Source organism: Saccharothrix variisporea, from assembly GCF_003634995.1.
Classification (GTDB): domain Bacteria; phylum Actinomycetota; class Actinomycetes; order Mycobacteriales; family Pseudonocardiaceae; genus Actinosynnema; species Actinosynnema variisporeum.
Genome location: NZ_RBXR01000001.1, coordinates 4,837,965 through 4,864,710 on the forward strand (window position 1 = coordinate 4,837,965; position 26,746 = coordinate 4,864,710).

Here is a 26,746-nt window from a genome sequence, read left to right on the forward strand (position 1 = left end):
CTTCAGCTGAACGCGGCGGTGATGATCCGGACCGCGGTCGGGGAGCGGTCGCCGCCCATGTGGAGGGTGTTGACCGAGTAGACCAGCGTGCGGGAGCCGTCGAGGGTGGCGGCCACGCCGTTGTTGTAGCCCGGTCGGTCGCCGGACTTGCCCCACACCACCAGGCCGTTGCCCAGGTCCAGGCGCGAGATGCCCAGCGCGTGCACCGAACCGGGGGCCGTGGGCACGGTCATCAGCTCCGTGCGCGAGCGGTCGGTCAGGAACGGGCCGTGCAGAAGGGCGTTGAGGAAGCGGTCTAGGTCGGGGGCGCTGGAGATCATCTCCGCCGCCGCCCACTGGAGGGTCGGGTTCACCTCCGTGACGTCCACGTACCCGTCCGCCGTGGCCTCGTAGCCGTGCGCGTGGACACCGCGGATGCGGGGATCGGCCCCGGGCAGGTACGTGTCGTGCAGGCGCAGCGGGCGCAGGACCGTGTCGCGGATCGTGTCGCCGTACGGGCGGCCGGTCACCTTCTCGATCACCAGGCCCGCCACCAGGTACCCCATGTTGCCGTACTCCTGGCGCTCGCCGGGCACGAACCGCGGCCCCTGCGCCACGCCCATCCGCACGACCTCCGCCGGGTCGAACGTGTCGTAACGGTGCTCGAAGAACCACGCCGGGTCCTTGTGCGGCAGGTCGTGGCCGGCGATGCCGTGCGTGTGGTTCAGCAGTTGGCGCACGGTGATCGGGTGCGTGAAGGACGCGGGCAGCAGGTCCGGCAGGTAGTGCTGCACGGTCTGGTCCAGGTCGAGCACCCCGCGCTCCTGGAGCTTGAGCGCGGCCGTCGCGGTGAACAGCTTGGTGATGCTGCCGATCCGGAACCGGCCACCCGGGTGCACGGGCGCGGACGTGCCGACGCGCGCCACCCCGCCGCTCCCCTGCCACGACCCGGCGCTGCCGGACACGCGGGCGAGCGCGCCGGACGCGTCCGGGCCGGGTCGCACCGCCTCGGCGAGCGCTGCCGTGTTCAGCGGCGGCACGGTGGGCGTGGTCGCCGCGTGGGCCGGCGCGGCACCGAAAGCCAGGGCCAGCAAGGGGATCAGCAGGAGTTTTCGCATACGGGCAGCCTGCCGCCGCGACGGACCAAGATCCATCGGGGTCTCCCCCGGTCCCGGGGTGGGGATGTCCCTAGGCCAACCCGTAGACCTCGACGGCCGTGCCCGCGAACAGCCGCTCCCGCTCGGCCGGCGTCAACTCGCCCGCCAGCTCCCGGGCCGCGTCCAGGACCTCCGCATATGACGCCGCCAGCAGGCACACCGGCCAGTCGGAGCCGAACATCAGGCGCTCGGGGCCGAAGGCGTCCAGGACCACCTCGAACCACGGCCGCAGGTCCGCCACCGTCCAGGACGCCCAGTCCGCCTCGGTCACCAGCCCCGACACCTTGCACGTCACGTTCTCCTGCGACGCCAGGGACCGGACGCCCTCCGCCCACTCCCCGAACGTCCCGCCGCCCTCGATCGGGGGTTTGGCGCAGTGGTCCAGGACGAAGCGCACGTTCGGCAGCGCCGCCGCCGTCCGGCGGGCGGCGGAGAGGTGGTGCGGCCTGATCACCAGGTCGTACACCAAGGCCCGCCGGTCGAGTTCCGCCAGACCCCGCCGCACGTCACGACGGCACAGCCACTCCGGGTCCGGTTCGCTCTGGACCTGGTGCCTGATCCCGCGCAGCCAGCGCCCGCCCGGCCCGTCCATGAGGGCGTCCAAGGCCTCGCCGACCGCCGGGGAGGTCAGGTCGGTCCAGCCGACGACCGCGCCGACGAGGTCGTGCGCCTCGGCCAGGGCCAGGAACTCCGGGGTCTCCTCGGCCACCGTGACCGTCTGCACGAGCACGGTCCGCGTCACGCCCTCGGCGACGGCCGCCAGGTCCGCCACGTCGAACGACCGGCGGATCGCGCCCATCGGCGGCACGGTGATCCAGTCCTGGTCCCGCACCGCCAGGTCCCAGACGTGGTGGTGGGCGTCGACGATCACAGCAGTCCTCCCACGATCACAGCAGGCCTTCCGCCCGCAGGTCGTCCCACAGCTCCGCCGGCACGGGCGGGTGGGCCGCGTTGGCGTGCACCTCTTCCGCCGACCTGGCCCCGACCAGCACCGATGCCACGGCCGGGTGTCGGAACGGGAACGCCAGGGCGGCCTGGGGCAGGGTCACGTCGTGGCGCGCGCACACGGCGGCGATCCGCCGGGCCTTGTCGAGCAGCTCGGCGGGCGCGGTGGCGTAGTCGTAGGTGGCGTCGTCGGGGACCTCCGGCCGGGCGAGCACGCCGGAGTTGAACACGCCCGCCGCCACCACGGTGACCCCGCGCTCGGCGCACAGGTCCAGGAACGCCTCCGCCGACTGGTCGAGCAGGGTGTACCGGCCGGCCAGCAGCACGACGTCGAGGTCGGTCTCCCGGACGAACCACTCGGCGGTCTCCCAGTGGTTCAGGCCGACGCCGACCGCGTCCACGACGCCCTGGTCGCGCAGCGCGGCCAGCGCCGGGTAACCCTCCGAGGCCGCCTGCGCGCGGAACTCCGGCCGCAGGTCGACGTCGTGCAGCAGCGCGATGTCGACCCTCGCCAACCCGAGCCGGTCCACAGAGGACTCCAGCGACCGCCGCACGCCGTCGGCGCTGAAGTCCCACACCCGCCGGTGGGTGGCGGGCACGGCGAAGCCGTTGGCCAGGTCGTCGCCACCGCCGTCGACCGGCTCCAGCAGCCGCCCGACCTTGGTGGACACCACGTACTCGTCCCTCGGCCGCACCGCCAGGGCCGCCCCGAGCCGCCGCTCGGACAGGCCGAGCCCGTAGTGGGGCGCGGTGTCGAAGTAGCGGATGCCCGTCTCCCAGGCCGCGTCGACCGCCGCCAGCGCCTGCTCCGGCGTCACCTCCTCGTACAGGTTGCCGATCGGAGCAGCGCCGAAGCCGAAGCGGGACAGGTGCACGCGCGCGTTCGTGGTCACTCCTGCACCTTGCCAGTCGCGAGCCGGGTGACGACGAGCGCGAGGATGATCACGGCGCCGTAGGAGGCGTTGATGTAGAACCCGCTGACGCTGAGCAGTCGCAGGATGTTCTCCACCAGCCCGAGCATGAGCACGCCGGACAGCGCCCCGAACAGCGTGCCCTTGCCGCCCTGCAACGAGATGCCGCCGATCACGGCCGCCGCGAAGACCTTGAAGATCATGCCGGAGCCCTGGCTGACGGCGACCGTGCCCAGCCGCCCGGTCATCAGGACACCAGCGATCGCCGCGAGCACGCCACCGATGATCAGCACGGCCCACACCACCCGGTCCACCCGGATGCCGGCCGCCCGCGCGGCCTCCTTGTTGCCGCCCACCGCGTACAGGGACCGGCCCTGCCGCAGGTAGCCGAGCACGAAGATGCCGGCGGCGAACAGGACCACGCAGATCCACACGGCCGCGGGCAGGCCGAGCCACGTCGTCGCCCCCAGGTACAGGAACGACTCGGGCACGTCGAACAGCGTCTGCCCCTTGGTCAGCGCCTCCTGCAAGCCGCGCAGCATGGTCAACATGCCCAGGGTGACCATGAACCCGGACAGCCCGAGCTTCAGGATCAGGAACCCGTTCAACCCGCCGATCAGCGCACCCACCAGCAGGCACACCGGGATCGCCGTCCACGCGGGCAGCTCGATCCCCAGCCCGTTGGACGCGGCCGGGATGACCAGGGCGATCGCCAGCGCGGGCGCGATGCCGATGGTGGACTCCAGCGACAGGTCCATCTTGCCCGCGATGAGGATCAGCGTCTGCCCGAGCACCAGCAGCGACAGCTCGCTCTGCTGCTGCAACACGGCGACCAGGTTGTCGGCGGTGAGGAAGATCGGGCTGACGACCGCCCCGACGATCAGCAGCACGACGATGGCGGGCACCAGCGCGAGGTCCTGGTACCGGCCGAGGCGGAACTTCGGCGGGCCGGCCACGGCGGCCGACGGCCGGGTGAGTGCCTTGGTCATGACATCCCTTCGATCGCCGCGATCAGCTCGCCGTCGCGCCAGCCCCGGTCGAACTCGGCCACCACCCGGCCGTGGAACAGCACCAGCACCCGGTCGCACACCCGCAGGTCGTCCAGCTCGTCGGAGACGACCAGGGCCGCCTTGCCCGCCCTGGCCTGCGCGTCCACCACGCCCAGCAGGGACTCCTTGGACTTCACGTCCACGCCCGCGGTCGGGTTGATCAGCACCAGCACCGCCGGGTCGGCGGCCAGGGCGCGGGCCATGACGACCTTCTGCTGGTTGCCGCCGGACAGGTCGGACACCGGCTGGTCCGGTCCGGCGGCCTTGATGTCGTACTCCGCGATCGCGGTCCGGCCCGAGGACCGCAACGCCGACTTGCGCACGAGCGTCGACAGCACGGTCATCGACGCGTTCTCGGCGATGCTCAGGTCCGCCACCAGGCCCTGGTGGTGGCGGTCGCGGGGCACACACCCGATGCCCGCGCGCAGAGCCGCCGGCACGTCACCACCACGCACGTGAGACCCATGCACGGACACCGTCCCGCCGGAAGGAGCGCGCAGCCCGTACACGGTCTCGGCCAGCTCGTGCTTGCCGCTGGACGCGCTGCCCGCCAGCCCGACGACCTCGCCCGCCGCCACCGTGAACGACAGGTCCTCGAAGCCGTCCCCGGACAACCCGTCCACGGTCAGCACCGGCACCGACGACCGCGGCCGGTCCGCCCCGTCCGGGACGCCCAGGCCGCCCGCCTCACCGGTCATGGCCTCGATCAGGTCCGGTTTGGACAGTCCCGCGACCGGGGCGGTGAGGATGTGCTTGGCGTCCCGGTACACCGTGACCGTCTGGCACACCTCGTAGATCTCCTGGAGGTGGTGCGAGATGAACAGGAACGTCACCCCGTCCGCCTGGAGCGACCGCATCCGGTCGAACAGCCGCTCGATCGCCGGACCGTCCAACTGCGCGGTCGGCTCGTCCAGGATGATGAACCGCGCGCCGGCCGACAGCGCCCGCGCGATCTCCACCAGCTGCCGCTGCTCCACGGTCAGGTCGGCGACCCGGGCCTCCGGGTGCACCGCCACCTCGTACTGCTCCAGCAGCTCGGCGGCCTGCCGGCGCAGCCGCGACCAGCTGATCAGCCGGCCCTGCCGGTTGAGGAACAGGTTCTCCGCCACCGACAGCTCGGGCACGGCCGTCGACTTCTGGTAGACGCAGGCCACCTTCTCCCGCCACGCCGCCCGGTCGGCCAGGCCGGGCGCGTCCACGCCGCCGAACCGCACCTCGCCGGCGTCCGGGGCGCGCATCCCGGTCAGCACCGACACCAGCGTGGACTTGCCCGCGCCGTTGCGGCCGACCAGGGCGTGCGTGTCGCCGGCCGCGACGGAGATGTGCACGTCGTCCAGGGCCACCGTGCGGCCGAACCGCACGGTCACCCCGGTGGCCTCGACCGCGGTCGGGGCCCCGACTCCGTCCAGCGCGGTCATTTGCCGATCTGGTTGCCCCAGAAGGCCTTGTCGTCCACGTTCTCCTTGGTGATCAGCGGCGCGGGCAGCTGGTCTTCGAGGTTGCCGTTGTCGACCTGCACGATCTCGCTGCCGTGGTCGGTCTTGCCGGGCTTGAACGTCTTGCCCTCGATCGCGGCCTTGGCGTAGAACAGCGCCCACTCCGCGTACAGGTCGGCCGGCTGCGACACGGTCGCGTCGATCTCGCCCTTGCGGATGGCCTCCAGCTCCTGCGGGATGCCGTCGTTGGACACCATCCACACGTGCTTCGGGTCGGTCGGCGGCACCAGCAGGTTCTTCTGGCGCATGACCTGGAGCGTGGGCGCGAGGAACGCGCCGCCGGCCTGCATGTAGATGCCGTTGATGTCCGGGTGCTGGTTCAGGCGGGTCTGCAACGCGGCCGACGCCTTTGTGCCCTCCCAGTCGGTCGGCTCCTCGAACACCGTGATGCCCGGGTAGTTCTGCTTCATGCAGGCGGCGAACGCCTCGGACCGGTCACGGCCGTTGACCGACGAGAGCGAGCCCTGGAACTCGACGACCTTGCCCTTGCCGCCCAGCTTCTCGCCGAGGAACTTGCACGCCTTCTCGCCGTAGGCCTTGTTGTCCGCGCGGACCACCATGTAGACCTTGCCCTTGTCGGGCCGGGTGTCCACGGTGACGACCGGGATCTTCGCCTTCTCCAGCCGGTCCAGGGTGGAGGCGACCGCGCCGGTGTCCTGCGGGGCCATGACGATCGCCTTCGCGCCCTGGCTCTGCAACGACTGGGCGTTGGCGACCAGGTTCTCCACTTTGTTCTGCGAGTTGGTCGGCGCCATCATGTTGATGCCCAGCGCCTTGGCCTTCTCGGGCGTGTACTTGATGTAGGAGTTCCAGAAGTCGGAGTCGGCCCGCGGGTAGTCCACGCCGATCGGTCCGACCCCGCCGGCGGTGCCGCCGGAGTCGGCCGCGGTGCCGCAGGCCGCGGTGGTGAGCGCGAGGCATACCGCGGCGGTGAGGATGCTGCGACGCTTCATCGTTCCTCGATTTCCACAGGACGGGGGGAGTTCCTAGGACTTCGGGCGCAACCGCAGCCCGTGCATGCCGCCGTCGACGGCCAGGACGGTGCCCGCGGTCGAACCGGACAGCGGGCTCGCCAGGTAGGCGATCGCGCCCGCGACCTCGTCGGCCGAGACCAGGCGCCCGTGCGGCTGCCTGGCCTCCAACGCGGCCCGCTCGGCGTCGGGGTCCGGCGCCGAGTCGAGCAGGCGGCCCACCCAGGGGGTGTCCGCCGTGCCGGGGGCCACCGCGTTGACGCGGATGCCCTCCCGCACGTGGTCCGCGGCCATCGCCAGGGTCAGCGCGTGCACCGCGCCCTTGGTGGCCGAGTACAGCGCCCGCTGCGGCAGGCCGGCCCACGCGGCGATGGAGCCGGTGTTCACGACCGCCGCCGCGGGTGAGCGGCGCAGGTGCGGCAGGGCCGCGCGGGTGACCCGCACGATCCCGCCCACGTTGACGTCCCACACCCGCCGCCACTCGTCGTCGGGGTTGGCGGCGACGTCCCCCTGCGCGCCGATCCCCGCGTTGTTGACGACCACGTCGAGCCGGCCGAACTCGGCCACCACGGCGTCGATGGCCGCGCGCACGCTGTCGTCGTCGGACACGTCCGCCCGGATGCCGCGCAGCGGCTCGTCCACCTGCGGGTTCAGGTCCAGGCACGCCACCCGCGCGCCGCGGGACGCGAGCAGCCGCGCGGTGGCCAGGCCGATGCCCGACGCGCCGCCGGTGACGACCGCGACCAGGCCCTCGAAGTCGGTCATGACGCCTCCGTCCACACCGGACCGTCCGGGAAGCGGTAGGCGGCCAGGGTCTCGTCCTTGAGCCGCGCGGAGAACCCGGGCTCGGTCGGGGCGAGGTACCGGCCGTCGCGCACCACGGCGGGGTCGGTGAAGTGCTCGTGCAGGTGGTCCACCCACTCGATGACCCGGCCGTCCATCGAGCCGGACACCGCCACGTAGTCGAACAGGGACAGGTGCCGCACCAGCTCGCACAGGCCCACGCCACCCGCGTGCGGGCACACCGGGACGCCGAACTTGTGCGCCAGCAGCAGGATCGCGAGGTTCTCGTTGACCCCGCCGACGCGGCAGGCGTCGAGCTGGAGCACGTCGATCGCGTCCGCCTTGAGCAGCTGCTTGAAGATCACCCGGTTCTGCACGTGCTCGCCGGTGGCCACCCGGATGGGGTCCAGGGCGGTGGCGATGGCCTCGTGGCCCAGCACGTCGTCGGGCGAGGTCGGCTCCTCGATCCAGTACGGGCGGAACGGGGCCAGCTCCCGCATCCACCCGATGGCCGTGTCGACGTCCCAGCGCTGGTTGGCGTCCACGGCGATGCGCACGTCGTCGCCCACGACCTCGCGGGCCAGCTTCATCCGCCGCACGTCGTCGTCCAGGTCGCCGCCGACCTTCAGCTTGATCATGTCGAACCCGTCGGCCACCGCCTGGCGGGACAGCGCGGCCAGCTTCTCGTCGGAGTACCCGAGCCAGCCCGGCGTGGTCGTGTAGGCGGGGTAGCCCTCGCGCTCCAGGTGCGCCGCCCGCTCCGCCCGCCCCGGCTCGGCCGCCCGCAGCAGCTCCAGCGCCTCCTCCGGGGTCAGCGCGTCGGACAGGTACCGGAAGTCGACCAGGCCCACGATCTCCTCGGGCGTCAACGCGGACAGGAACCGCCACAGCGGCACCCCGGCGCGCCGCGCCGCCAGGTCCCACGCGGCGTTGACCACCGCGCCCAGCGCCATGTGCGCGACGCCCTTCTCCGGGCCCAGCCAGCGCAGCTGCGAGTCGCCGACCAGCTCGAAGTACAGCGCTCCGAGGTCCGCGGCGGTCTCCGGGACCGGCCGGCCCACCACGTGCGGCGCGAGCGACCGGATCGCGGCGGCCTGCACGTCGTTGCCGCGCCCGATGGTGAACGCCAGGCCGTACCCGTCCGGGCCGTCGTCGGTGCGCAGCACCACGTAGGCGGCGGAGTAGTCGGGGTCGGGGTTCATCGCGTCCGAGCCGTCCAGCTCGCGCGAGGTGGGGAACCGGATGTCCAGGACGTCCAGGTCGACGATGTGCGCCATCACGCCTGCCCGAAGGTCTGGCGCTGGGTGCCCAGGCCGTCGATGGACAGCTCCACCACGTCCCCGGCCCGCAGGTACGGCTGGGGCTCGGGGTGGCCCAGGGCGACGCCGGCGGGCGTGCCGGTGTTCACGAGGTCACCTGGTCGGAGGACGAGGAACCAGCTCAGGTAGCGGATCACCTCGGCCACCGAGAAGATCATGTGCTTGGTGGAGGAGTCCTGGCGGGTGGTGCCGTTGACCGACAGCCGCATGCCCAGCGCCTGCGGGTCCGGGACGTCCTCGGCGGGCACGAGGAAGGGACCGAGGGGGTTGAACGTCTCGCAGTTCTTGCCCTTGTCCCACTGCCCGCCGCGCTCGATCTGGAACTCCCGCTCGGACACGTCGTGGGAGACGGTGTACCCGGCGACGCAGGCCAGCGCCTCCTCCTCGGTCTCCAGGTACCGGGCGGTGCGGCCGATGACGACGCCGAGCTCGACCTCCCAGTCCGTCTTCACGGAGTTGCGCGGCACCAGGACCTCGTCGTACGGGCCGACGATGGTGTCGGGCGTCTTGAGGAACACGACCGGTTCGGCCGGGATCGCGGCGCCGGTCTCCTCGGCGTGGTCGCGGTAGTTGAGGCCGATGCACACGATCTTGCCGACGCCCGCGACCGGCGGCCCCACGCGCAGGCCCTCGGGGTCGAGCGCGGGGAGCGTCCCGGCGGCCAGCGCGGCACGGGTGCGGGCCACGCCGTCGGCGGCCAGGAACGGCCCGTCGATCTCGCCGGTCACCGGGCTCAGGTCGTACGTCGTCCCGTCGTCGGCCCGGACGGCGGGACGTTCGGAGCCCGGCGCTCCGAGGCGCAGAAGCTGCACGGCTGGTCCTCCTCGGCTGGACGTAATACGTCGGATGTATAGCCGTAGCAAGCCGGTCACGTCTAGAGCCGTCCCGACTATTGGTCCGATGACTGGCGGCGTGACCACGGTACGCAACGATGCTCATGCACACCGTGGCCAGCCGGGCAACCCGCCGATCGGGTGGCGGCCCGCCGACTCAAGGCCGGAGCGACCAGGCACCGGGCGCTCTTAATGTCCGCCGTAACCAGCCGAAGAAGGGTTCCGATGAGACACCACCGCGCGGTGTGGGCGTCCGCCGCCAGCACCGCCGCTCTGCTCGCCTCGCTCGCCACCGCAGGCGTCGCCCACGCCGACGAACCGCTCGTCGAACCGCTGTCGCCCGCGACCGCCAAGGCCGCCCGCACCGGGTCCTCGGAACAGGTCGGCGCGACCCTGGCGAAGGCGACCGGCACGGTCACGGCGTTCGTCGAACTGGCCGGGACACCGGCCGCCGAGGCCTACGGCGCCGAGAAGCAGCGCGGCGCCGCCGACCCGCAGGCCGCCCAAGCCGCCCGCGACTCCCGGCAGCGCACCGACGACAAGACCGCGCACGTGCTGGACGTGTTGCGCGGCAAGGACTCGGCCACCCGCGAGGTCGCCCGGACCGCCAACGCCGTGCCCGGTGTCGTGGTCAGCGCCGACGCCGCCAAGGTGCGCGAGCTGGTCGGGCTGCCCGAGGTCAAGACCGTGCGCCTGGCCGTGCCGAAGGTCGTGCAGAACGCCAGCGCCGTGCAGCTGACCAAGGCCGCGCAGGTGTGGCGGCAGACCGGCCGCTACGGCGAGGGCATGCGGGTCGGCATCATCGACACCGGCATCGACTACACCCACGCCGACTTCGGCGGCCCCGGCACCACCGCCGCCTACCAGGCCGTCGACCGGACCGCGCCGTGGACGCCGACCGCCAAGGTCGTCGGCGGGTACGACTTCGCGGGCGACGAGTACGACGCCAACGAGCCGGAGAAGTCCACGCCCAAGCCCGACCCGAACCCGTTGGACTGCGGCAGCCACGGCACCCACGTCGCCGGCACGGCCGCCGGGTACGGCGAGAACGCCGACGGCTCCACGTTCACCGGCGACTACAAGACGCTGACCGACGAGCAGCTCAACGCGATGAAGATCGGCCCCGGCACCGCGCCCAAGGCGTCGCTGTACGCGCTGAAGGTGTTCGGCTGCGAGGGGTCCACCAACCTCACCGCGCAGGCCCTGGACTGGGCGCTCGACCCGAACGGCGACGGCGACTTCAGCGACCACCTCGACGTGGTCAACATGTCCCTGGGCTCGGACTTCGGCGCCCAGGACGACCCGGACTCGCTGTTCGTGCGCAAGCTCGTCGAGCACGGCGTGCTGGTCGTGGCGTCGGCGGGCAACGGCGGCGACTTCTACGACGTCGGCGGCTCGCCCGCCAACACGCCGGAAGCGCTGGCCGTGGCCAACACCCGGGACGCGTTCGCGCTGCTGGACGGCGTGACGGTCGGCGGGGCGGACCAGCCCGGCCAGTACAGCCAGAACTACACCGGCTACGCCGGCCTCGACCTGACCCGGCCGGTGGTCGCGGTCACCGCCGAGGACAACAAGGACGGCTGCGACCCGATCGCGGACGACCTCAAGGGCAAGTTCGTCTGGCTGGAGTGGGACGACAACGACACCACCCGCCGCTGCGGCTCGGCCGGGCGCACCAACAACGCCCAGAACGCGGGCGCGGAAGGCGTGCTGCTGACCTCGTCGCGGGACAACTTCCTGGCCGCCATCGCGGGCAACGCGGGCATCCCGGTGTTCCAGTTCACCGGCCCGGCGACGGCCGCCCTCCGGCCCGCGCTGACCGCCGGCAGCCTGGAGGTCCGGATGCGGGGCGCGCTGCGCAACTCCGTGCCCACCACGACCCCGAAGCTCGCCGACACCATCACGCCGTCGTCCTCGCGCGGGTCGCGCGGCGCGGTGGCGGCCAAGCCCGACGTGGCCGCGCCCGGCGACACGATCCTGTCCGCCAACGTCGGCACCGGCAACGGGGCCGTGAGCAAGGGCGGCACGTCGATGTCCGCGCCGCACGTGGCCGGGATCGGCGCGCTGGTGCGGGAAGCGCACCCGGACTGGACCGTCGAGGAGGTCAAGGCGGCGGTCGTGAACACCGCCGGTCACGTCGTGAAGTCCGGCGACGACAACACCGCGGGCCTGCCCGAGGCCCCGATGCGGGTCGGCTCGGGCCGGGTGGACGCGGCGGCGGCCGTGGGCGCGGACCTGCTGGCGATGGTCGCGGACAACCCGGGTTCGGTCGGCGTGTCGTTCGGCCCGGTCGAGGCGGACCGGTCGGTCTGGCGCACCAAGACGGTGAACATCGTCAACAAGGGCTCGGTCAAGCGGACCGTCACGGCGTCCTACGAGGAGGCCACGGCCGTCCCCGGCGCGTCGTACGAGGTGTGGCCGCGCACGGTCACCGTCGCCCCGGGCAAGGCCGCTCGTGTGCGGGTGTCGCTGCGGGTCGAGCCCTCGGAACTGCGCAAGGTCGCGGACCCGACCGTGACCAAGGAGCAGGTCGGCGTGGCCCGGCAGTTCCTCGCCGAGGCGTCCGGGCGGCTGCTGCTGAAGTCCGGCGGGACCACCCTCCGGGTGCCGGTGTACGCCGCGCCCAAGCCCGCGTCCGACCTGTCGGCGGGCGGCGTGACCTTCCGCGGTGACGTGGCCTCCGTCCGACTGCGCGGCCACTCGCTCGCGCAGGGCGAGGGTGACCAGGCGTACCGGTCGCTGATCAGCGCGTTCGAGCTCCAGGGCGCGTCGGACCGACTGCCCGACTGCACCGACGAGGTGAAGGCGGACTGCGCGGTCAACGGTTCGGCCAAGGGCGGCGACCTGCGGTACGTCGGTGCCGCGTCCACCGCCCCGGTGGACAAGTCGGAGAACGCGCTGCTGGCGTTCGGCGTCGTCACCTGGGAGAACTGGGTCACCCTGGGGGCCAACAACTCCCCCGAGATCCGCATCGACACCAACGGCGACGGCAACCACGACTTCCGCGTGCACGCCGTGAAGCCGACCGACGCCAACGGTTCGGTGACCGCGGACGTGTGGCTCGCGCAGACCGTGCGGGTGTCCGACGACGAGGTGGTGGACGAGCAGCCGCTCAACGGCCAGCACGGCGAGGTGGACACCAACCTCATGGACAGCAACGTGGTCGTGCTGCCGGTGACGCTGAAGGCGCTGGGCATCGACCCGGCGGGGACGTCGTTCCGCCTGTCCTACACGGCGGGCACCACCGGCCAGTACGCCGCACCGGGCAACGAGGACGGTTTCGTGGACCGCATCGGCACCCCGATGTCCTTCGACCCGCTCAAGCCGGGCCTGTCCGTCCGGCAGGGCACCACGCCCGCGCTGTCGTTCGTGGCCAGGACCGGCGCCCGCTTGGAGGTCCACCGCGACGCTGAGGCGTTGGCGGCGGACGGCGCCGAGAACCTGCTCCTCCTGCACCACCACAACACGACGGAGGAGCGCGCACAGGTCGTGAAGATGCGCGGCTGATCACCGATCGCGACGGCCCGGCACAACCCGTCTGGGTGGTGCCGGGCCGTCGGTGCGTTCGACCATACTCGGGCGAATGGGCTTCGTGGTCGGCTTGGACGCGGGCGGCACCTCCACCAGAGCACTGGTGCTCGACCTGGACGGCACCCGCCTGGGCGCGGGCGTGGCAGGCGGCGCCAACCCCAACTCGCACCCGCCGGAACTGGCGGCGGCCCACATCTCCCAGGCCCTGACGGCGGCACTGGACGGCTTGGACGCGGCCAAGGTCGAGTCCGGCGTCCTGGGCATGGCCGGTTCCAGCAAGCTCCTCAGCGACCCGGCGGTGTCCGCCCTGTTCGAGGCCGCCTGGACCGGCGCCGGCCTGCGCTGCCCCATGCGCGTGATCACCGACTGCGAGGCCGCCTTCGCCACGGGTTCGTCGTCCCCAGACGGCACCGTCCTGGTAGCCGGCACGGGTTCCATCGCAGCCCGCATCACCGACCACAAACTGGCCGGCACGGTAGGGGGCTACGGCTGGCTGCTGGGCGACGAGGGCTCAGCCTTCTGGCTGGGCCGCGAGGCCGTCCGAGCCACCCTCCAGGCCCTGGAGTCCAACGCCCCTCTGGACCCCTTGGCCACGGCCGTCCTCACCATGGCCGACCTGCCGGCGGAGCCGAGCCGGGACACCTGGCGCCGCCTGATCACCAGGGCGAACCAGTCTCCCCCCATCCACCTGTCCCACTACGCCCCACTGGTCACGGCGCACCACGAGACCCCTTCGGCGGACCGGATCATCTCCGGCGCGGTGAAAGCCCTGGCAGACCTGGCCATGTCCTGCCGCGAGGAGGGCGACGACACCCCGATCGTCCTGGTAGGCAGCCTGATCCACGCCCACCCGTTGGGCACCCGCCTGCGCGCCGAACTGACGGCCCGCACACACGCAACGGTCCGCATCGCCACGGAGGGCGCAGCCGGCGCGGCCTGGCTGGCAGCAGTCGACATCCTCGGCACCACCGCCCCCCGCCCCTGCTGACGCATCACCACCGGCGCCACCGGTCGGTGATCGCGTAGCGCTCCACCCCTTCGCGTGCCGCCAGCTCACCGACGTCGATGCCGCGGTCGGTCAGCACTTCGTCGATGAACAAGCACAGTTGTTCGCGTTCGTCGGTGTCGATGGCACCACCCGACTCCTCGCGGTTCACCTCGTTGAGCGCCTGGACAACCCGCTCGACGGCAGCGAGGACCTCGCTGTCCGTCGCACCTCCCAGGCCGCGGACCTCGGCTTCGAACGCGGCCAGAGCGGCGTCGACGGCGTCCAGGAAGCTCGGCGAGTAGGAGCCCAGGAAGGACGTGTGGTCCGCGCTCATCGTGCCTTCGGCCACCGCGGCTACCTCTCGGGCCAGTTCGCGGCGCCAGTGCAAAGTGGGCCTTTCGGTCATGTCCACGTTCCTGTCCGTCGGTCGCGCGCCGAGTCGGGATCGGGTTCACGCCGCCTGTTCGGGGATCCGCGGGTGCCTCAGACCAGGGTGGTCCTTGGGCAGGGATCGTCGCAGCACCCACCAGCTCACCGCGATGCACACCGCCTGCAAAGGCCAGGTCAGCACCGCCCGCATGACCCCCAGCACCACCACCTGCCCCGCCACCCACAACGCGCCGAACACCAGCACCCGCAGCACGTACTGCCCCACCCAAGGCCACGACGCCACCCGGTACGCCCGCAGAAGGTCCGGGTCCCGCCGCCACCGGAACTTCTGCCCGGTCACCAGCCCGACCACGACCCCGAGCAGCGGCCACCGCACCACGATGCTCGCCGCCCACACCAGCGCACTAGCGGCGTTCAAGAAGATCTGGAGGAGGAAGAAGTCCTCGGCCCTACCGGTCTGCAAGGCGATGTACGCCGCCAGCACGACCAGCGCCACCGACACGACCACCGCCCGGGGACGGTCCCCGCGCACCACCCGCACCACGGCGATGACGACCCCGCACAGCACCGCCACCAACGCCCCGACCTCGATGGACCGCCCCGCCAGCGCCCACCCCAGGGCGAACGCCAAGGGCGGGAGGGAGGCGTCCAGGGCACCGCCTCGGCCGCCCAGCAACTGGCCGAGGGTCTCCTGCCGGGTGTCGGTCATACCTCCAGGGTGCCTTAGGGCAGCCTTACCCAGGTAACGGCCCCGCATCGGAGCATTGACCCGGCATGACGCCCGTCACTACCGTGGCCCGAAATCGTCTGGAAAGTTACCAGACGCATAACCCGAGGAGGGCCGATGCGAGCCGGTAGCCCACGACTGCTGCGCGAGATCAACGACCGCGCCGCGATCGAGGCCTTGCTGCGCAACGGCCCGCTGACGCGCTCCGAGCTGGAAGGCATCATCGGCCTCTCCAAGCCCGCCACCGCCCAGCTCCTGACCCGCCTGGAAACCGAGGGCACGGTCCTGCGCAACGGCCTGCGCGGCGGTGGACGCGGGCCCCGGGCCCAGCTCTGGACGGTCAACGGCGCGCTCGCGCACGTCGCCGCCATCGACCTCACCCCGGACACCGTGGACGTGGCCATCGCGGACATCTCCGGCACGTTGGTCACCGAGCACAGCGCACCCATGCCGCGCACCGACGTGCTGGAGGCGTTCCACAGCGCGGTCACCAAGGCCGCGAACCAGGCCGGACTGTCCCCGCAGGACCTGCATCACGTCGTCGTCGGCTCACCCGGTGCGGTGGACCCGACCACCGGTCGGCTGAACTACGCGCCGCACATGCCCGGGTGGGAGGGCTTCGACATCCCGGGCACCCTCCGCACCCTCCTCGGCACCAGCGTCACGGTCGAGAACGACGTCAACCTGGTCGCGCTGGAAGAGATGATCGCCGGCCGCGCCACCGACGTCAGGAACTTCGTCCTGCTCTGGCCCGCCGACGCCGTCGGTGCCGCCGTGGTCGTCAACGGGGTGCTGCTGCGCGGCGCGACCGGGGGCGCGGGCGAGATCGACGCCATGCAGGTGCCCGACCACGCCACCGCCGAGACCGGCACGGACCGGACCGGTGGTCGGTACGGCGACCTGCTCGACAGCGCCGCGATCGTCAAGCTCGCCCGCGCGCACGGGGTGTCCGCCCGCACCGGGCAGGCCGCCGTCAAGAAGGCCCTGAGCGAGGGCACGGCCGGCCGGGAGTTCCTGGTCGACCTCGCCCGCCGCATCGCGACCGGCGTCGCCAACGTCGTCGCCGTGCTCGACCCCGAACTGGTGCTGCTGTCCGGCGAGATCGCGCACGCGGGCGGCACGACGCTCGCCGACCTCGTCGCCGCCGAGCTGCGCACCCTGGTGGTGCCCCGCACCCCCGTCCAACTCGCCCTGGTGACCGGGAAACCGGTGCGTTCCGGCGCACTGCACTCCGCGCTGTCGGTCGTCAGGGAACAGGTGTTCGGCCTAGACGCCGCCACGACCGAACCCTTCCGCGGCCCGCGCCAGTAGCGGCGGCCCGCACAACGTCCCCGACCGCACGTTGAAGAAGGAGAGCACATGCGCAAGGTCCCCCGCGCAGCGTTGCTTTGCGTGGCCGCCGCGGTGTCCCTGACCGCCTGCGCCGCCGGCGCCGGCAAGTCCGACCAGGGCGGTCTCGCCGCCGCGCCGGGCAAGGACGACAAGTTCACCCTGACCGTCTGGAGCAACTACTCCGGCCGCGAGCAGGACGAGGTCACCAAGGCGTTGGAGAGCTTCAGGAAGAAGTACCCCAACGCCGAGATCAAGCACGAGGGCAGCCAGGACGACGACAAGATCACCGCGGGCATCCGCAGCGGCAACCCGCCGGACGTGGCGCTGTCGTTCACCACCGACAACATCGGCCAGTTCTGCTCGTCCGGCTCGTTCCAGGAGCTCAAGCCCTACGTCGAGCGGGACAAGGTGGACCTGTCGCAGATCCCCGACGCCGTGCGCTCGTACACCGAGTACAAGGGCAACCGGTGCGCGATGCCGCTGCTCTCCGACGTCTACGGCCTGTACTACAACAAGGAGCTGCTCGCCGCGGCCGGCATCACCACGCCGCCGAAGACCACCGCCGAGCTGCTGGACTACGCCAAGCGCGCCACCAAGAAGGCCCCGGACGGGTCGATCGAGGTCGCGGGCTTCCTGCCGACGATGATGTTCTACAACAACCGCCCGCCGATCTGGGCGCCCAACTTCGGCGCGAAGTGGGCCGGTCCGGACGGCAAGTCGGCGCTGGCCTCGCCCGAGTGGGCGGAGATGCTGAAGTTCCAGAAGGAACTGGTCGACTTCTACGGCTACGACAACCTGGAGCGGTTCCGCGCGGGCCTCGGGCAGGAGTTCTCCGCCGACCACGCCTTCCACCAGCAGAAGATCGCCATGATGATCGACGGCGAGTACCGCACGGCGTTCCTGAAGGACCAGGCGCCGCAGGTGAAGTTCGGCACCGCGCCCTTCCCGACGATCAAGCCCGACCTGTACGGCGCGGGCTTCACCGCCGGCACGATCATGGGTATCCCGAAGGGCGCGAAGAACCCCGGCGCGGCCTGGGAGCTGATCAAGCACCTGTCGTTCGACACGGACACGATCGTCACGCTCGCGAACGGCATCAAGAACATCCCCAGCACCAAGGCCGCGCTGGCGGACCCGCGCCTCGAAGTGGACGAGAACTTCAAGACGTTCATCGACCTGGCCCAGGGCGGCAAGCTCCAGGGCAACCCGGTGACCCCGATCGGTGACGCGCACATCAAGGCCATCGGCGACTTCGCCACCTCGTGGCAGGCGGGCAAGGTGCCGGACCTGATGGCGGGGTTGGAGGAAGTCGACCAGCAGATCGACGACCAGGTCGCGAAGAGCGGCAAGTAGTCATGACCGCCACGCTCGAACGCGTGGACGTGGTCCGGGCCGCCCCCGCGCGGGGGCGGTCCCGGGCCCGCCACCGGTGGACCGTGCTGGCCTTCCTGGCCCCCGCGATCCTGGGTTTCCTGCTGTTCTTCGGCTACCCGCTCGTCGCCACGATCGGCTTCTCGTTCACCAAGTACGACCTGATCAACCCGCCCGAGTGGATCGGGCTGGAGAACTACTCGTACATGGTCACGGACAAGCTGTTCCGCACCGCCGTCTACAACACGCTGTGGTTCGTGGTCGTGCTGACCGTCGCCCGGGTCGTGTTCGCACTCGGGGTCGCGTCGGTGATCGCCCGGCTGAAGTCGGGCGTGGGCCTGGTGCGGACGCTGTGCTACCTGCCCTCGCTCGCGCCGCCGGTGGCCGCGACCCTGGTGTTCTTCCTGGTCATGCGGCCCAACGACGGTCCGCTGGACGCCTTCCTGGGCTGGTTCGGCATCGAGGGTCCGCTGTGGTTCGCCGACCCGGCGTGGGCCAAGCCGGGGATCACGGCGGTGATGCTGTGGGTGTCCGGCGATCTGATGATCATCATCCTGGCCGCGATCCTGGACGTGCCGCAGGAGCAGTACGAGGCGGCCGAGCTGGACGGGGCGGGGCCGGTGCGGCGGTGGTGGCACATCACGCTGCCGTCCATCTCGCCGGTGCTGATGTTCGGGGTGGTGAACTCGATCATCCTGGCGTTGCAGCTGTTCACGCAGGCGGTGGTGGCGGGGTCGGCGGCGAGCGGGTCGGCCGACGTCACCGGCAACACCAAGATCCTGGGGTTCCCCGAGAACTCGACGCTGACGTTCCCGGTGTGGCTGTACACGCAGGGCTTCCGGTACTTCGACATGGGCTACGCGGCGGCGATGGCGACCGTGCTGTTCGTCGTGTCGTTCGCGGCCACGGCGGTGCTCGTACAGCGCATGCGCAAGGCCTCCTACCAGGAGGAAGGAGGTCCGGGCGCATGACCGCCGTTCTCGATCACCGGCGCACCAACTGGAAGAGCGCGTTGGACTGGGTCGCCGTGCACAGCCTCGGCCTCGCCTTGGGCCTGATGTTCGCGCTGCCCATCGTGTTCGTGTTCCTGACCGCGGTGATGTCGGACAACCAGGCGTTCACCAAGGACCTGTGGCCGCACGAGTGGCACTGGGGCAACTTCCTGGAGGTCTTCGACAAGGCGCCGCTGCTGAAGTACCTGGGCAACAGCATGCTGTACTCGCTGTTGGCCACCGCCGGGATGCTGCTGTCGTCCATCCCGGCGGCGTACGCGCTGGCCAAGCTCCAGTGGCGGGGCCGCAACGCGGTGTTCCTGCTCGTGGTGGGCGCGATGATGCTGCCGCCGCAGGTCGTGGCCGTGCCGCTGTACGACACGTGGTCCAGCCTGGGCCTGACCGGCACGCTGTGGCCGTTGATCGTGCCGTACTTCCTGTTCGACGCCTTCAGCATCTTCCTGCTGCGCCAGTTCATCCTGACCATCCCGCAGTCCTATGTGGACGCCGCGCGGGTGGACGGGTGCACGGAGTTCCAGGCGCTCGTGCGGATCGTCGTGCCGATGGCCCGGCCGGGCATCGCCGCCACCGCCCTGTTCTGCTTCCTCTACACGTGGAACGACTACTTCGGTCCCCTCCTCTACACCGGCGAGCGACCGGACGAGTGGACGCTGTCGCTGGCGCTGTCGTCGTTCAAGGGCATGCACCACGTGCAGTGGAACCTGGCGATGGCCGTGACCCTGCTGATCATGGTCCCCGCGGTGGTGCTGTTCGTCTTCGCCCAGCGCTCGTTCGTCAAGGGCATCACTTTCACTGGAGTCAAGGGATGAAGCTCACCGTTGTCGGCGGCGGGTCGACGTACACGCCCGAGCTGGTCGACGGCATCGCGGGCCGGCGGACCAGTCTCGCGGTGGACGAGATCGTGCTGGTGGACCCGGACGCGCAGCGGCTCGCGACGGTCGGGGCGTTCTCGCAACGCCTCCTCGCCCACGCCGGCCACCCGGCACGCGTGCGCACGACCACCGATCTCGAGGACGGTGTGGAGGGCGCTTCGGCGGTGCTGCTCCAACTCCGGGTCGGTGGGCAGGCGGCACGGGCGCAGGACGAGACGTTCCCGCTGGTGTGCGACTGCGTGGGGCAGGAGACGACCGGCGCGGGCGGGTTGGCGAAGGCGTTGCGGACCGTGCCGGTGGTGCTGGACATCGCCGAGCGGGTGCGGGCGCTGGCCGGTGAGGACACCTGGATCGTCAACTTCACCAACCCGGTCGGGATCGTGACCCGCGCGTTGGCGCAGGCCGGGCACCGGGCGGTGGGGCTGTGCAACGTGGCCATCACGTTCCAGCGGTGGACGTCGGCGCTGCTCGGCGTGGCACCCGAGGCGGTGACGCTCGGGCACGTCGGCCTCAACCACCTCACGTGGGAGCGCGGGGTGTTCGTGGACGGGGTGGACCGCCTGCCGGAACTGCTGGAGCAGCACGGGGAAGCGCTTTCCGCGCACATCGGGCTGCCCGCGTCCCTCATGCGCCGCCTAGGAGTCGTCCCCTCCTACTACCTGAAGTACTTCTACGAGCACGACGACGTCGTCAAGAAGCAGAAGACCGACCCGCCGCGCGCGGAAGTCGTTGCCACCGTGGAAAAAGAACTGCTCGACCTCTACAACGACGTCACCGTGGTCACCAAACCCGAGCAGCTGTCCCAACGCGGCGGCGCGTACTACTCGGAGGCGGCCGTGCAACTGGTGCACGCGTTGACCGGCGGCGCGGGGGCGGAGCGGCACGTGGTGAACGTGCGCAACGGCGGGACCTTGCCGTTCCTGCCCGACGACGCCGTCATCGAGGTCCCCGCCACCGTAACCTCCACCGGCGCCACCCCGCTGCCGGTCGACCCCGTCGACCCCGCCCTCTCTGGTTTGATCTCACACGTCACCGCGTACGAGTACCTGGCACTGGAAGCCGCGCTGCACGGCGGGCGGGACCGGGTTGCCGACGCGCTGCTCGCCCACCCGCTGGTCGGGCAGCACGCGATCGCGGACCGGCTGGCCGACGAGCTGGTGGCGCGCAACCGCGACTTCCTGCCGTGGGCCAAGGGCGTGGTCGCTTGACGACCGACCGGGTGCTGGCCATCGACGGCGGCAACAGCAAGACCGCCGTGGCGCTGGTCGACGTGGACGGACGGGTCCTCGCGCAGGTCAGGGGCCCCGGGGCGTCACCGCAGAACGTCGGCCTGCCCCGCAGCCTGGAGATCTTCGGCGACCTGGTCACCAAGGCCGCCGTCGCCGCAGGTCTGTCTCCCGGGCAGCCCATCGCCACGCACACCGCCGCCTACCTCGCCGGTGCGGACCTGCCCAAGGAGGAAGAGGACCTGCGGGTCGCCATCGAGGGGCTCGGGTGGTCGGAGACGACCGTCGTCGGCAACGACACCTTCGCGCTGCTGCGGGCGGGCACGTCGGACGGGATCGGCGTGGCCGTGGTGTGCGGGGCGGGCATCAACTGCGTGGCGGTGGCGCCGGACGGCCGGACGCACCGGTTCCCCGCGCTGGGCCGGATCTCCGGCGACTGGGGCGGCGGCGGGCACATCGGCAGCGAAGCCCTGTGGCTGGCCGTGCGGGCGGAGGACGGGCGCGGCGAGCCGACCGCGCTGCTGCCCGCCGTGATCGCCCACTACGGGGTGCGGACGCTGGCCGAGGTCGTCGAGCGGCTGCACTTCGCGGAACTGGAGTTCGACCCGCACGCGTTGTGCCCCTTGCTGTTCGAGGTCGCGGCGGCGGGCGACGCGGTGGCCCGGTCGGTCGTGGACCGGCTCGTGGAGGAGGTCGTGCTGCTGGCCTCGGTGTCGCTTCGCCGGCTGTCGCTGCTGGACGAACCGGTGGACGTCGTGCTCGGCGGCGGCGTGCTGACCGGCACGAACGGCGTGGTCGTCAACGCCGTGCGCGACCGCCTCTCCCAGGTCGCACCGCTGGCCGGTGTCCGGGTCGTGGACGTGCCCCCGGTCGTCGGCGCGGCCCTCCTCGGCTTGGACGCGCTGGGCGCCCCACCGGGCGCGGAACTGCGGCTGCGCACGGCCTACGAGTCACAGGTGCCCGTGGGCTGACCAGACCCCGGTGCGCGCGGGAGGTGTCAGGCGGCGGCCCTCCCCGCGCACCGGACCCACCCCCGCTGCCAGGGGGTTGATCGGCGGCGGCTCCTCCCGGCAGCGGGACCCCCACGGCGGTGTCTATGCGCCCGACACCGCCGTGGGGACCTCCAACTCCGTGCTCGACGTGCTGACGGGCACGCTGACCGTGAGTTCGGGCACGGTCACGGACTGCCGCGGCTCGTCGGTGGTCGTGGACGTGATTTGCGTCGTAGTCGTCTGTGTTCCGACCGTAGTCGCCGTCGTGGTGACCTTGGCCCGAGCCGACGTGGTGACGGACACCCCGGCCCCCTCGAAGTCCATCGGCGGCCCGTCCCCGCCCGCGCGCTGCGTGGGCACCGGCGAGGTGCCGACACGCTGCTCGCGCGGCGGTTCCTGGTCGGCGCGGATGAGGGCGACAGCGGTGACCACACCGGCCAGCACGGCCAGCGCGGTGAACGACAGCAGCGGGAGCGGCAGACGCGGCACGGTCGGCAAGGGTAAGGCCAGGGACGTGACGAAACGCCCATTGCCGACACCACGTCCCACCATCGAGTGACCCGCGGGTGACCACGGGGCCAACCGACGCTGGCGTAGGTCCCCGGCGCGGAGGCATCCTGTGGGGCGCGCGCGGGTCACGGGGGTGTTGCCGCGGCAGCTTCGTCGAGGGAGGGGACGCGAGTGGACGGGTTGGACAGTTTCGTCGCGTTGGGGGACAGCTTCACCGAGGGCATGGACGACCGCGGCCCGAACGGCACGTACCTGGGCTGGGCGGACCGCCTGGCCGGCCTGCTCTCGAGCCACCGCCCGGGACTGCGGTACGCGAACTTCGCCGTGCGCGGCAAGATGCTCCAGGAGATCGTGGACGAACAACTGCCACTCGCCGTGGCCCTGAAGCCGAAACTGGCGACCTTCTGCGGCGGCGGTAACGACATCCTGGTGCCCGGCTCCGACCCGGACGCCCTGGCCGAGGTCTACGAGATCGCCGTGGCGGACCTGCGCGCGGCCGGCAGCGAAGTCCTGATCTTCACCGGTTTCGACCCGAAGCACACACCGTTCCTGCGCTCGCTGCGCGGCAAGATCGCGATCTACAACAGCCACCTGTGGTCGGTCGCCGAGCGCTACCACTGCCGAGTGGTCGACCTGTGGTCGATGACAGTCCTGCACGACCGTCGGGCGTGGAGCGAGGACCGACTGCACCTGTCGACCGAAGGCCACCGCCGGGTGGCGCTGCGAGCGGCGGAGGTCCTGGGCTTCAAGCAGACGGAGGACTGGAGCACCCCTTGGCCCCCGCTGGAGGACGAGGACTGGATGACCCAGCGCCGGCACGACCTGAAATGGGCACGGGAGCACGTCGTACCGTGGATCGGCCGACAACTGCGCGGCGAGTCGATGGGCGACGGCGTAGCCCCGAAACGCCCGGAACTCCTCCCGGTCAGCTCCGACTGACCCCCGCACACCAGGCTTTTCGGCGCGCGAAGCGCGCTGTGGTCGCACCACAAGTGGAGGGCCTCGGTTCCCCCGCCGTATGGCCTGCCCGAAGGGCTACCACATTTTCCAGGGGTTGCAGCCGAAAGTTTTGCGAGGAACGAGCAAAAGTTTTAGCGGCAACCCCTGGAAAATGTGGTTGGCTCCGCCAGGCCATACGGCGGGGGAACCGACGCCCTTCACCCCCCGCTGGCGGCCTGCCGCGCGGCGAGCGCCGCTTTTGATCTTGAGAGCGCAAGGCGCGTCCGCTCGAGAGCGAAGCGTCCCAAAGATCCCGAAAGGGCTGACCGGGCCGGCACTCTCCCCCGAATGCCGGCCCGGTCAGCGGTTCGGGTGGCTTCCCCCCTGGCATCCCCCTCCAAGAGCCACCCGTCGCGCGCTCATCCGCTCGTGCGTTGATCAGCGCGCGTCTCCAAGTTCCCACGACTTCCCATTGGTGAGCTAAACACCGGCTAAACCTCGGTGGTCAAGGCTTCAAGGGCCGTTCGGACCAACATCGCGCGCGGCGAGCCCAGGCGTTCGAACAGGCGGAGGGACTCGGCCAGTTCCGCTTGGGCGGCAACGCGTTCGCCCCGTCGCGCCAGGACCACGCCCAGCACCTGGCGCCCGAACGCCTCCTCGAACTGCATCGAGCCGCCCCGGGCCAGCTCGACGCCCTGCCGGGCGTGCTCCTCCGCCTCCCCCAACAGACCCAGCTCGGTGTACATCTCGGCGAGGTTGTTGACCGCCAGCACGTACGCGCGCTCGTCGCCGTTGCGGTGGTGGACCTCCATCGCCTGGAACTGGTGCTGTGCGGCCGTTTCGAGCTGCCCCAGGCGTTGTTCCACCTGGGCCAGGTTGTTCAGGACGGTCGCCTCCCCCAGCGCGTCCCCGTCGCGCCTGGCCAGTTCGACGGCCTCCCGGTAGTGCGCGAGCGCCTCTTCCAGGCGGCCCTCGGCGGACAGGGCGCTGGCCAGCTGGTCCAGGGTCATGACCAGGTACCTGGGCTCGCCCAGTTCCCGCGCGATGTGGTGGGCGCGTTCGGCGTCGGGGAGGGTGCCCCGGGTCCGGCCCGTCCGGACGTTGACCTTGTACATGGCGTGCAGGACCAGCATCTCGCCGCGCCGGTCGCCGCTCACCCTGGCCGCGGCCAGGCCGAACCCGGCGATGCCGTGCCAGTCGCGGCTGGCCACGCGCGCCACGCAGTAGGTGTGCACCAACCGGACCAGCTGCCAGACCTGTTGGTGCAGGCCGGCTTCCGCGCCGGCGTGGACCAGGGCGATGAGGTTGGGCCACTCCTTGTCGTACCAGGACAGCGCTTGCGCGGCGGTGGCCGGGCGGGGTGCGGTCGGGTCGACCGACGCCAGGTCCAGGCCGTCGCCTGCCGGTCTGATCAGGCGTCTGGCGTGGTCGCAGGCGGCCAGGTAGTGGTCCATGAGGCGGCGCAACGCGGCCGTGCGGCGGCCGGCGTCCTGGTCGCCCAGGACCTCCCGCGCGTACAACCGCACCAGGTCGTGCAGGACGAACCCGCCGCGCCACTGCTCGACCAGCAGGTGCGCGTCCGCGAGGTCGGCTAATCGGGCCGCCGCGGTGCCGAGGTCGGTCCGGCAGAGGGCGGCGATGGCGTGCGGGCTGACCCAGCGGCCGGGGACCAGGCCCGCGGCGCGAAACGTCTCCGCCAGTTCGGGCGGCAGGTTGCGGTAGGACACCGCGAGGGCCCGCGCCACGCCCACGCCGGTGTCGCCCAGGTCCAGCGCGCGCAGCCGGGCGTCGTCGTCGGAGAGCTGCGCCACCAGCGACTCGACCGTCCACTCCGGACTGAACATGAGCTTGGCGGCGGCGATCCGCAGCGCCAGCGGCAGGTTGCCGCACAGCTCCGCGAGCATCCGCACCGCCACGGGTTCCTGTTCGGACAACGGTTTGCCGACCACCTCGTCGACCAGCCGCACCGACTCGTCCTCCGACAGCGTGTCCAGCGTGAGCATCCGGGCCCCGTTGGACACCACGAGCGACTCCAGCCGCCGCCGGGACGTCACCAGCGCCACCGAACCCGCCCCAGGCGGCAGCAGCAGCCGCACCTGCTCCGGGTCCCAGGCGTCGTCCAGCACCACCAGCACCCGCCGCTTGGCCAGCACCGACCGGTACAGCCCGACCCGGTCGTCCAGGTCGCGCGGCACGCCGTCCGCGGGCACGCCCAACGCCAGCAGGAACCGGCCCAGCACCTCGGCGGGCTCCACCGGCTCCCGGTCGGGCGCGAACCCGTTCAACGCGGCGAACAGCAGCCCGTCCGGGAACTGCTCGGCCCGGCGGTGCCCCCACGTGACGGCCAGCTCGCTCTTGCCGATGCCCGGTGCGCCGTTGACCACGGCGATGGTGGTGGCGGACGGGTCCCGACCGTCGCACAGCCGGTCCAGCCACGCCAGTTCCTCGTCCCGCCCGATGAACCCGCTCGCCGCGGCGGGCAGCTGCGCGGGCACCACCACGCCGGGCCGGGGCGGCAGGGTCACGGGTTCGGCGAGCCCGCCCACGCGCAGCGCCGGGTCGTCGCGCAGCACCTGCTCGTGCAGCACCCGCAGTTCCGGGCCGGGGTCGATGCCCAGCTCGTCCACCACCCGGCGGTGGAAGCGCTGGTAGGCCTCCAGCGCGTCGGCCCGCTGCCCCGACCGGTAGAGCGCCCGCATGATCTGCCCGACGAACCGCTCCCGGAACGGGAACTCGCCCACCAGCTGCCGCAGCTCGCCCACCAGCTCCAGGTGCCGGCCCAGTTCCAGCTCGGCCTCGATGCGCTCTTCCAGTGCGGCAAGCCGAAGCTCTTCGAGGTCGGTGGTGATCGGGTCGCCCGGCACGTCGGCGAGCACCTGCCCCCGCCACAGCCCCAGCGACTCGCGCAGCAGCTGCGCCCGGATCGCGGCGGGCTTGCCGCGGGCGCCGGCCACCAGCCGCCGCGCCCGGTGGAAGTCCAGCCGCCACGGGTCCACCGCCAGCTGGTAGCCCGGCGGCGTGGTCAGGATGCGCGCGGACCCGGCCGGGTCGGCCTGCTCCAGCATGCGCCGCAGCCGGGACACGTACCCGTGCACGATGGTCCGGGCGGTGGCGGGCGGTTCGTCCTGCCACAGGCAGTCCACGATCTCGTCGATCGGGACGACCCGGTTGGCCTCCAGCACCAGCATCGCGAGCAGCCCCCGCATGCCCTTGCGACCGATGACGAGCTGTCGGCCGTCCGCGAGCACCTGCAAGGGTCCGAGGACACCGAACTCCAGCCCGCTTCTGCTCCGGTCAGCCATGCCCCTCCCCCGCCTCCACGGCTACTGCCCAGTCACTCACATCAGGTGCGCCGGGCGGCGTGTTGGATACCTGTGGGTAGATGTTGTTTGCTCAACTAGTCGCCGCTCCC

At 71.6% G+C, this 26,746-nt stretch carries 22 protein-coding genes; 9 read left to right on the top strand and 13 right to left on the bottom strand.

Annotated elements, in window-relative coordinates; genetic code table 11:
- Nucleotides 1-2: 2 nt before the first annotated feature.
- From DFJ66_RS21650 to DFJ66_RS21690, 9 genes are all read right to left on the bottom strand, one after another.
- Nucleotides 3-1,097: a serine hydrolase domain-containing protein gene (locus tag DFJ66_RS21650; RefSeq protein ID WP_170199577.1), complete on the bottom strand. Its 1,095-nt coding sequence runs from the start codon at nucleotides 1,095-1,097 to the stop codon at nucleotides 3-5.
- 70 nt (nucleotides 1,098-1,167) lie between these two features.
- Nucleotides 1,168-2,004: an amidohydrolase family protein gene (locus DFJ66_RS21655; RefSeq protein ID WP_397556312.1), complete on the bottom strand. Its 837-nt coding sequence runs from the start codon at nucleotides 2,002-2,004 to the stop codon at nucleotides 1,168-1,170.
- A 19-nt stretch (nucleotides 2,005-2,023) separates the two neighbouring features.
- Nucleotides 2,024-2,974, bottom strand: a complete 951-nt coding sequence (locus tag DFJ66_RS21660) for an aldo/keto reductase (RefSeq protein ID WP_121223488.1) — start codon at nucleotides 2,972-2,974, stop codon at nucleotides 2,024-2,026.
- Nucleotides 2,971-3,981, bottom strand: coding sequence for an ABC transporter permease (locus tag DFJ66_RS21665; protein ID WP_121223489.1), 1,011 nt, complete (start codon nucleotides 3,979-3,981; stop codon nucleotides 2,971-2,973). Before DFJ66_RS21665 ends, DFJ66_RS21660 begins: the two co-directional genes overlap by 4 nt.
- Nucleotides 3,978-5,459 (bottom strand): sugar ABC transporter ATP-binding protein, encoded by a 1,482-nt coding sequence (locus DFJ66_RS21670; protein WP_121223490.1) that lies wholly within the window; start codon nucleotides 5,457-5,459, stop codon nucleotides 3,978-3,980. Before DFJ66_RS21670 ends, DFJ66_RS21665 begins: the two co-directional genes overlap by 4 nt.
- Nucleotides 5,456-6,490: a sugar ABC transporter substrate-binding protein gene (locus DFJ66_RS21675; RefSeq protein WP_121223491.1), complete on the bottom strand. Its 1,035-nt coding sequence runs from the start codon at nucleotides 6,488-6,490 to the stop codon at nucleotides 5,456-5,458. Before DFJ66_RS21675 ends, DFJ66_RS21670 begins: the two co-directional genes overlap by 4 nt.
- Nucleotides 6,491-6,523: 33 nt before the next feature.
- The gene (locus tag DFJ66_RS21680) at nucleotides 6,524-7,273 is read right to left on the bottom strand and encodes an SDR family NAD(P)-dependent oxidoreductase (protein WP_121223492.1); all 750 of its coding nucleotides are present in this window, start codon (nucleotides 7,271-7,273) and stop codon (nucleotides 6,524-6,526) included.
- The gene (locus DFJ66_RS21685; RefSeq protein ID WP_121223493.1) at nucleotides 7,270-8,568 is read right to left on the bottom strand and encodes an enolase C-terminal domain-like protein; all 1,299 of its coding nucleotides are present in this window, start codon (nucleotides 8,566-8,568) and stop codon (nucleotides 7,270-7,272) included. The genes DFJ66_RS21680 and DFJ66_RS21685 overlap by 4 nt, the downstream gene beginning before the upstream one ends.
- Nucleotides 8,568-9,422: a fumarylacetoacetate hydrolase family protein gene (locus DFJ66_RS21690; RefSeq protein WP_121223494.1), complete on the bottom strand. Its 855-nt coding sequence runs from the start codon at nucleotides 9,420-9,422 to the stop codon at nucleotides 8,568-8,570. The genes DFJ66_RS21685 and DFJ66_RS21690 overlap by 1 nt, the downstream gene beginning before the upstream one ends.
- A 246-nt stretch (nucleotides 9,423-9,668) precedes the next feature.
- On the opposite strand from DFJ66_RS21690, the gene DFJ66_RS21695 reads away from it, so the two are divergent.
- On the top strand, nucleotides 9,669-12,950 hold the full coding sequence (locus DFJ66_RS21695; RefSeq protein WP_121223495.1) for a S8 family serine peptidase: 3,282 nt from the start codon (nucleotides 9,669-9,671) through the stop codon (nucleotides 12,948-12,950).
- Between the two features lie 76 nt (nucleotides 12,951-13,026).
- Nucleotides 13,027-13,962, top strand: a complete 936-nt coding sequence (locus DFJ66_RS21700) for an N-acetylglucosamine kinase (RefSeq protein ID WP_121223496.1) — start codon at nucleotides 13,027-13,029, stop codon at nucleotides 13,960-13,962.
- A 4-nt stretch (nucleotides 13,963-13,966) separates the two neighbouring features.
- Here the strand turns inward: DFJ66_RS21700 and DFJ66_RS21705 are convergent, their stop codons facing one another.
- Together DFJ66_RS21705 and DFJ66_RS21710 are read right to left on the bottom strand one after the other, a co-directional pair.
- On the bottom strand, nucleotides 13,967-14,368 hold the full coding sequence (locus tag DFJ66_RS21705; RefSeq protein ID WP_211351264.1) for a hypothetical protein: 402 nt from the start codon (nucleotides 14,366-14,368) through the stop codon (nucleotides 13,967-13,969).
- A 45-nt stretch (nucleotides 14,369-14,413) separates the two neighbouring features.
- Complete coding sequence (locus DFJ66_RS21710) at nucleotides 14,414-15,061, bottom strand: DUF3159 domain-containing protein (RefSeq protein WP_121223497.1); 648 nt, start codon at nucleotides 15,059-15,061, stop codon at nucleotides 14,414-14,416.
- 135 nt (nucleotides 15,062-15,196) lie between these two features.
- On the opposite strand from DFJ66_RS21710, the gene DFJ66_RS21715 reads away from it, so the two are divergent.
- The 6 genes from DFJ66_RS21715 to DFJ66_RS21740 are packed head-to-tail and all read left to right on the top strand — an operon-like array spanning nucleotide 15,197 to nucleotide 21,864.
- Nucleotides 15,197-16,390, top strand: a complete 1,194-nt coding sequence (locus tag DFJ66_RS21715) for an ROK family transcriptional regulator (RefSeq protein WP_121223498.1) — start codon at nucleotides 15,197-15,199, stop codon at nucleotides 16,388-16,390.
- 48 nt (nucleotides 16,391-16,438) lie between these two features.
- Entirely contained in the window at nucleotides 16,439-17,764 is a 1,326-nt protein-coding gene (locus DFJ66_RS21720; RefSeq protein ID WP_121223499.1) for an ABC transporter substrate-binding protein, read from the top strand.
- Nucleotides 17,765-17,766: 2 nt separating this feature from the next.
- Nucleotides 17,767-18,753, top strand: a complete 987-nt coding sequence (locus DFJ66_RS21725) for a carbohydrate ABC transporter permease (protein ID WP_121223500.1) — start codon at nucleotides 17,767-17,769, stop codon at nucleotides 18,751-18,753.
- Nucleotides 18,750-19,604 (top strand): carbohydrate ABC transporter permease, encoded by an 855-nt coding sequence (locus DFJ66_RS21730; protein WP_121223501.1) that lies wholly within the window; start codon nucleotides 18,750-18,752, stop codon nucleotides 19,602-19,604. The genes DFJ66_RS21725 and DFJ66_RS21730 overlap by 4 nt, the downstream gene beginning before the upstream one ends.
- Entirely contained in the window at nucleotides 19,601-20,875 is a 1,275-nt protein-coding gene (locus DFJ66_RS21735) for a 6-phospho-beta-glucosidase (protein ID WP_121223502.1), read from the top strand. The genes DFJ66_RS21730 and DFJ66_RS21735 overlap by 4 nt, the downstream gene beginning before the upstream one ends.
- The gene (locus DFJ66_RS21740; protein ID WP_397556310.1) at nucleotides 20,851-21,864 is read left to right on the top strand and encodes an N-acetylglucosamine kinase; all 1,014 of its coding nucleotides are present in this window, start codon (nucleotides 20,851-20,853) and stop codon (nucleotides 21,862-21,864) included. Before DFJ66_RS21735 ends, DFJ66_RS21740 begins: the two co-directional genes overlap by 25 nt.
- Nucleotides 21,865-21,987: 123 nt before the next feature.
- On the opposite strand, the gene DFJ66_RS21745 is transcribed toward DFJ66_RS21740, so the two are convergent.
- A complete protein-coding gene (locus DFJ66_RS21745; RefSeq protein WP_147459329.1) occupies nucleotides 21,988-22,374 on the bottom strand; it encodes a hypothetical protein in 387 nt (128 codons plus the stop codon).
- 192 nt (nucleotides 22,375-22,566) lie between these two features.
- Between DFJ66_RS21745 and DFJ66_RS21750 the strand changes: the two genes are divergently transcribed.
- Nucleotides 22,567-23,334, top strand: a complete 768-nt coding sequence (locus tag DFJ66_RS21750) for an SGNH/GDSL hydrolase family protein (RefSeq protein WP_121223504.1) — start codon at nucleotides 22,567-22,569, stop codon at nucleotides 23,332-23,334.
- Nucleotides 23,335-23,825: 491 nt separating this feature from the next.
- Here DFJ66_RS21750 and DFJ66_RS21755 read toward each other — a convergent pair whose 3' ends face one another.
- Complete coding sequence (locus DFJ66_RS21755; protein ID WP_121223505.1) at nucleotides 23,826-26,636, bottom strand: AfsR/SARP family transcriptional regulator; 2,811 nt, start codon at nucleotides 26,634-26,636, stop codon at nucleotides 23,826-23,828.
- Nucleotides 26,637-26,746 lie beyond the last annotated feature (110 nt).

Coding starts and splice junctions, on each gene's coding strand:
- DFJ66_RS21650 (WP_170199577.1), bottom strand. CDS start 1,097: ATGCGAAAACTCCTGCTGATCCCCTTGCTGGCCCTGGCTTTCGGTGCC.
- DFJ66_RS21665 (WP_121223489.1), bottom strand. CDS start 3,981: ATGACCAAGGCACTCACCCGGCCGTCGGCCGCCGTGGCCGGCCCGCCG.
- DFJ66_RS21670 (WP_121223490.1), bottom strand. CDS start 5,459: ATGACCGCGCTGGACGGAGTCGGGGCCCCGACCGCGGTCGAGGCCACC.
- DFJ66_RS21675 (WP_121223491.1), bottom strand. CDS start 6,490: ATGAAGCGTCGCAGCATCCTCACCGCCGCGGTATGCCTCGCGCTCACC.
- DFJ66_RS21680 (WP_121223492.1), bottom strand. CDS start 7,273: ATGACCGACTTCGAGGGCCTGGTCGCGGTCGTCACCGGCGGCGCGTCG.
- DFJ66_RS21685 (WP_121223493.1), bottom strand. CDS start 8,568: ATGGCGCACATCGTCGACCTGGACGTCCTGGACATCCGGTTCCCCACC.
- DFJ66_RS21695 (WP_121223495.1), top strand. CDS start 9,669: ATGAGACACCACCGCGCGGTGTGGGCGTCCGCCGCCAGCACCGCCGCT.
- DFJ66_RS21700 (WP_121223496.1), top strand. CDS start 13,027: ATGGGCTTCGTGGTCGGCTTGGACGCGGGCGGCACCTCCACCAGAGCA.
- DFJ66_RS21705 (WP_211351264.1), bottom strand. CDS start 14,368: ATGACCGAAAGGCCCACTTTGCACTGGCGCCGCGAACTGGCCCGAGAG.
- DFJ66_RS21710 (WP_121223497.1), bottom strand. CDS start 15,061: ATGACCGACACCCGGCAGGAGACCCTCGGCCAGTTGCTGGGCGGCCGA.
- DFJ66_RS21715 (WP_121223498.1), top strand. CDS start 15,197: ATGCGAGCCGGTAGCCCACGACTGCTGCGCGAGATCAACGACCGCGCC.
- DFJ66_RS21720 (WP_121223499.1), top strand. CDS start 16,439: ATGCGCAAGGTCCCCCGCGCAGCGTTGCTTTGCGTGGCCGCCGCGGTG.
- DFJ66_RS21725 (WP_121223500.1), top strand. CDS start 17,767: ATGACCGCCACGCTCGAACGCGTGGACGTGGTCCGGGCCGCCCCCGCG.
- DFJ66_RS21730 (WP_121223501.1), top strand. CDS start 18,750: ATGACCGCCGTTCTCGATCACCGGCGCACCAACTGGAAGAGCGCGTTG.
- DFJ66_RS21735 (WP_121223502.1), top strand. CDS start 19,601: ATGAAGCTCACCGTTGTCGGCGGCGGGTCGACGTACACGCCCGAGCTG.
- DFJ66_RS21755 (WP_121223505.1), bottom strand. CDS start 26,636: ATGGCTGACCGGAGCAGAAGCGGGCTGGAGTTCGGTGTCCTCGGACCC.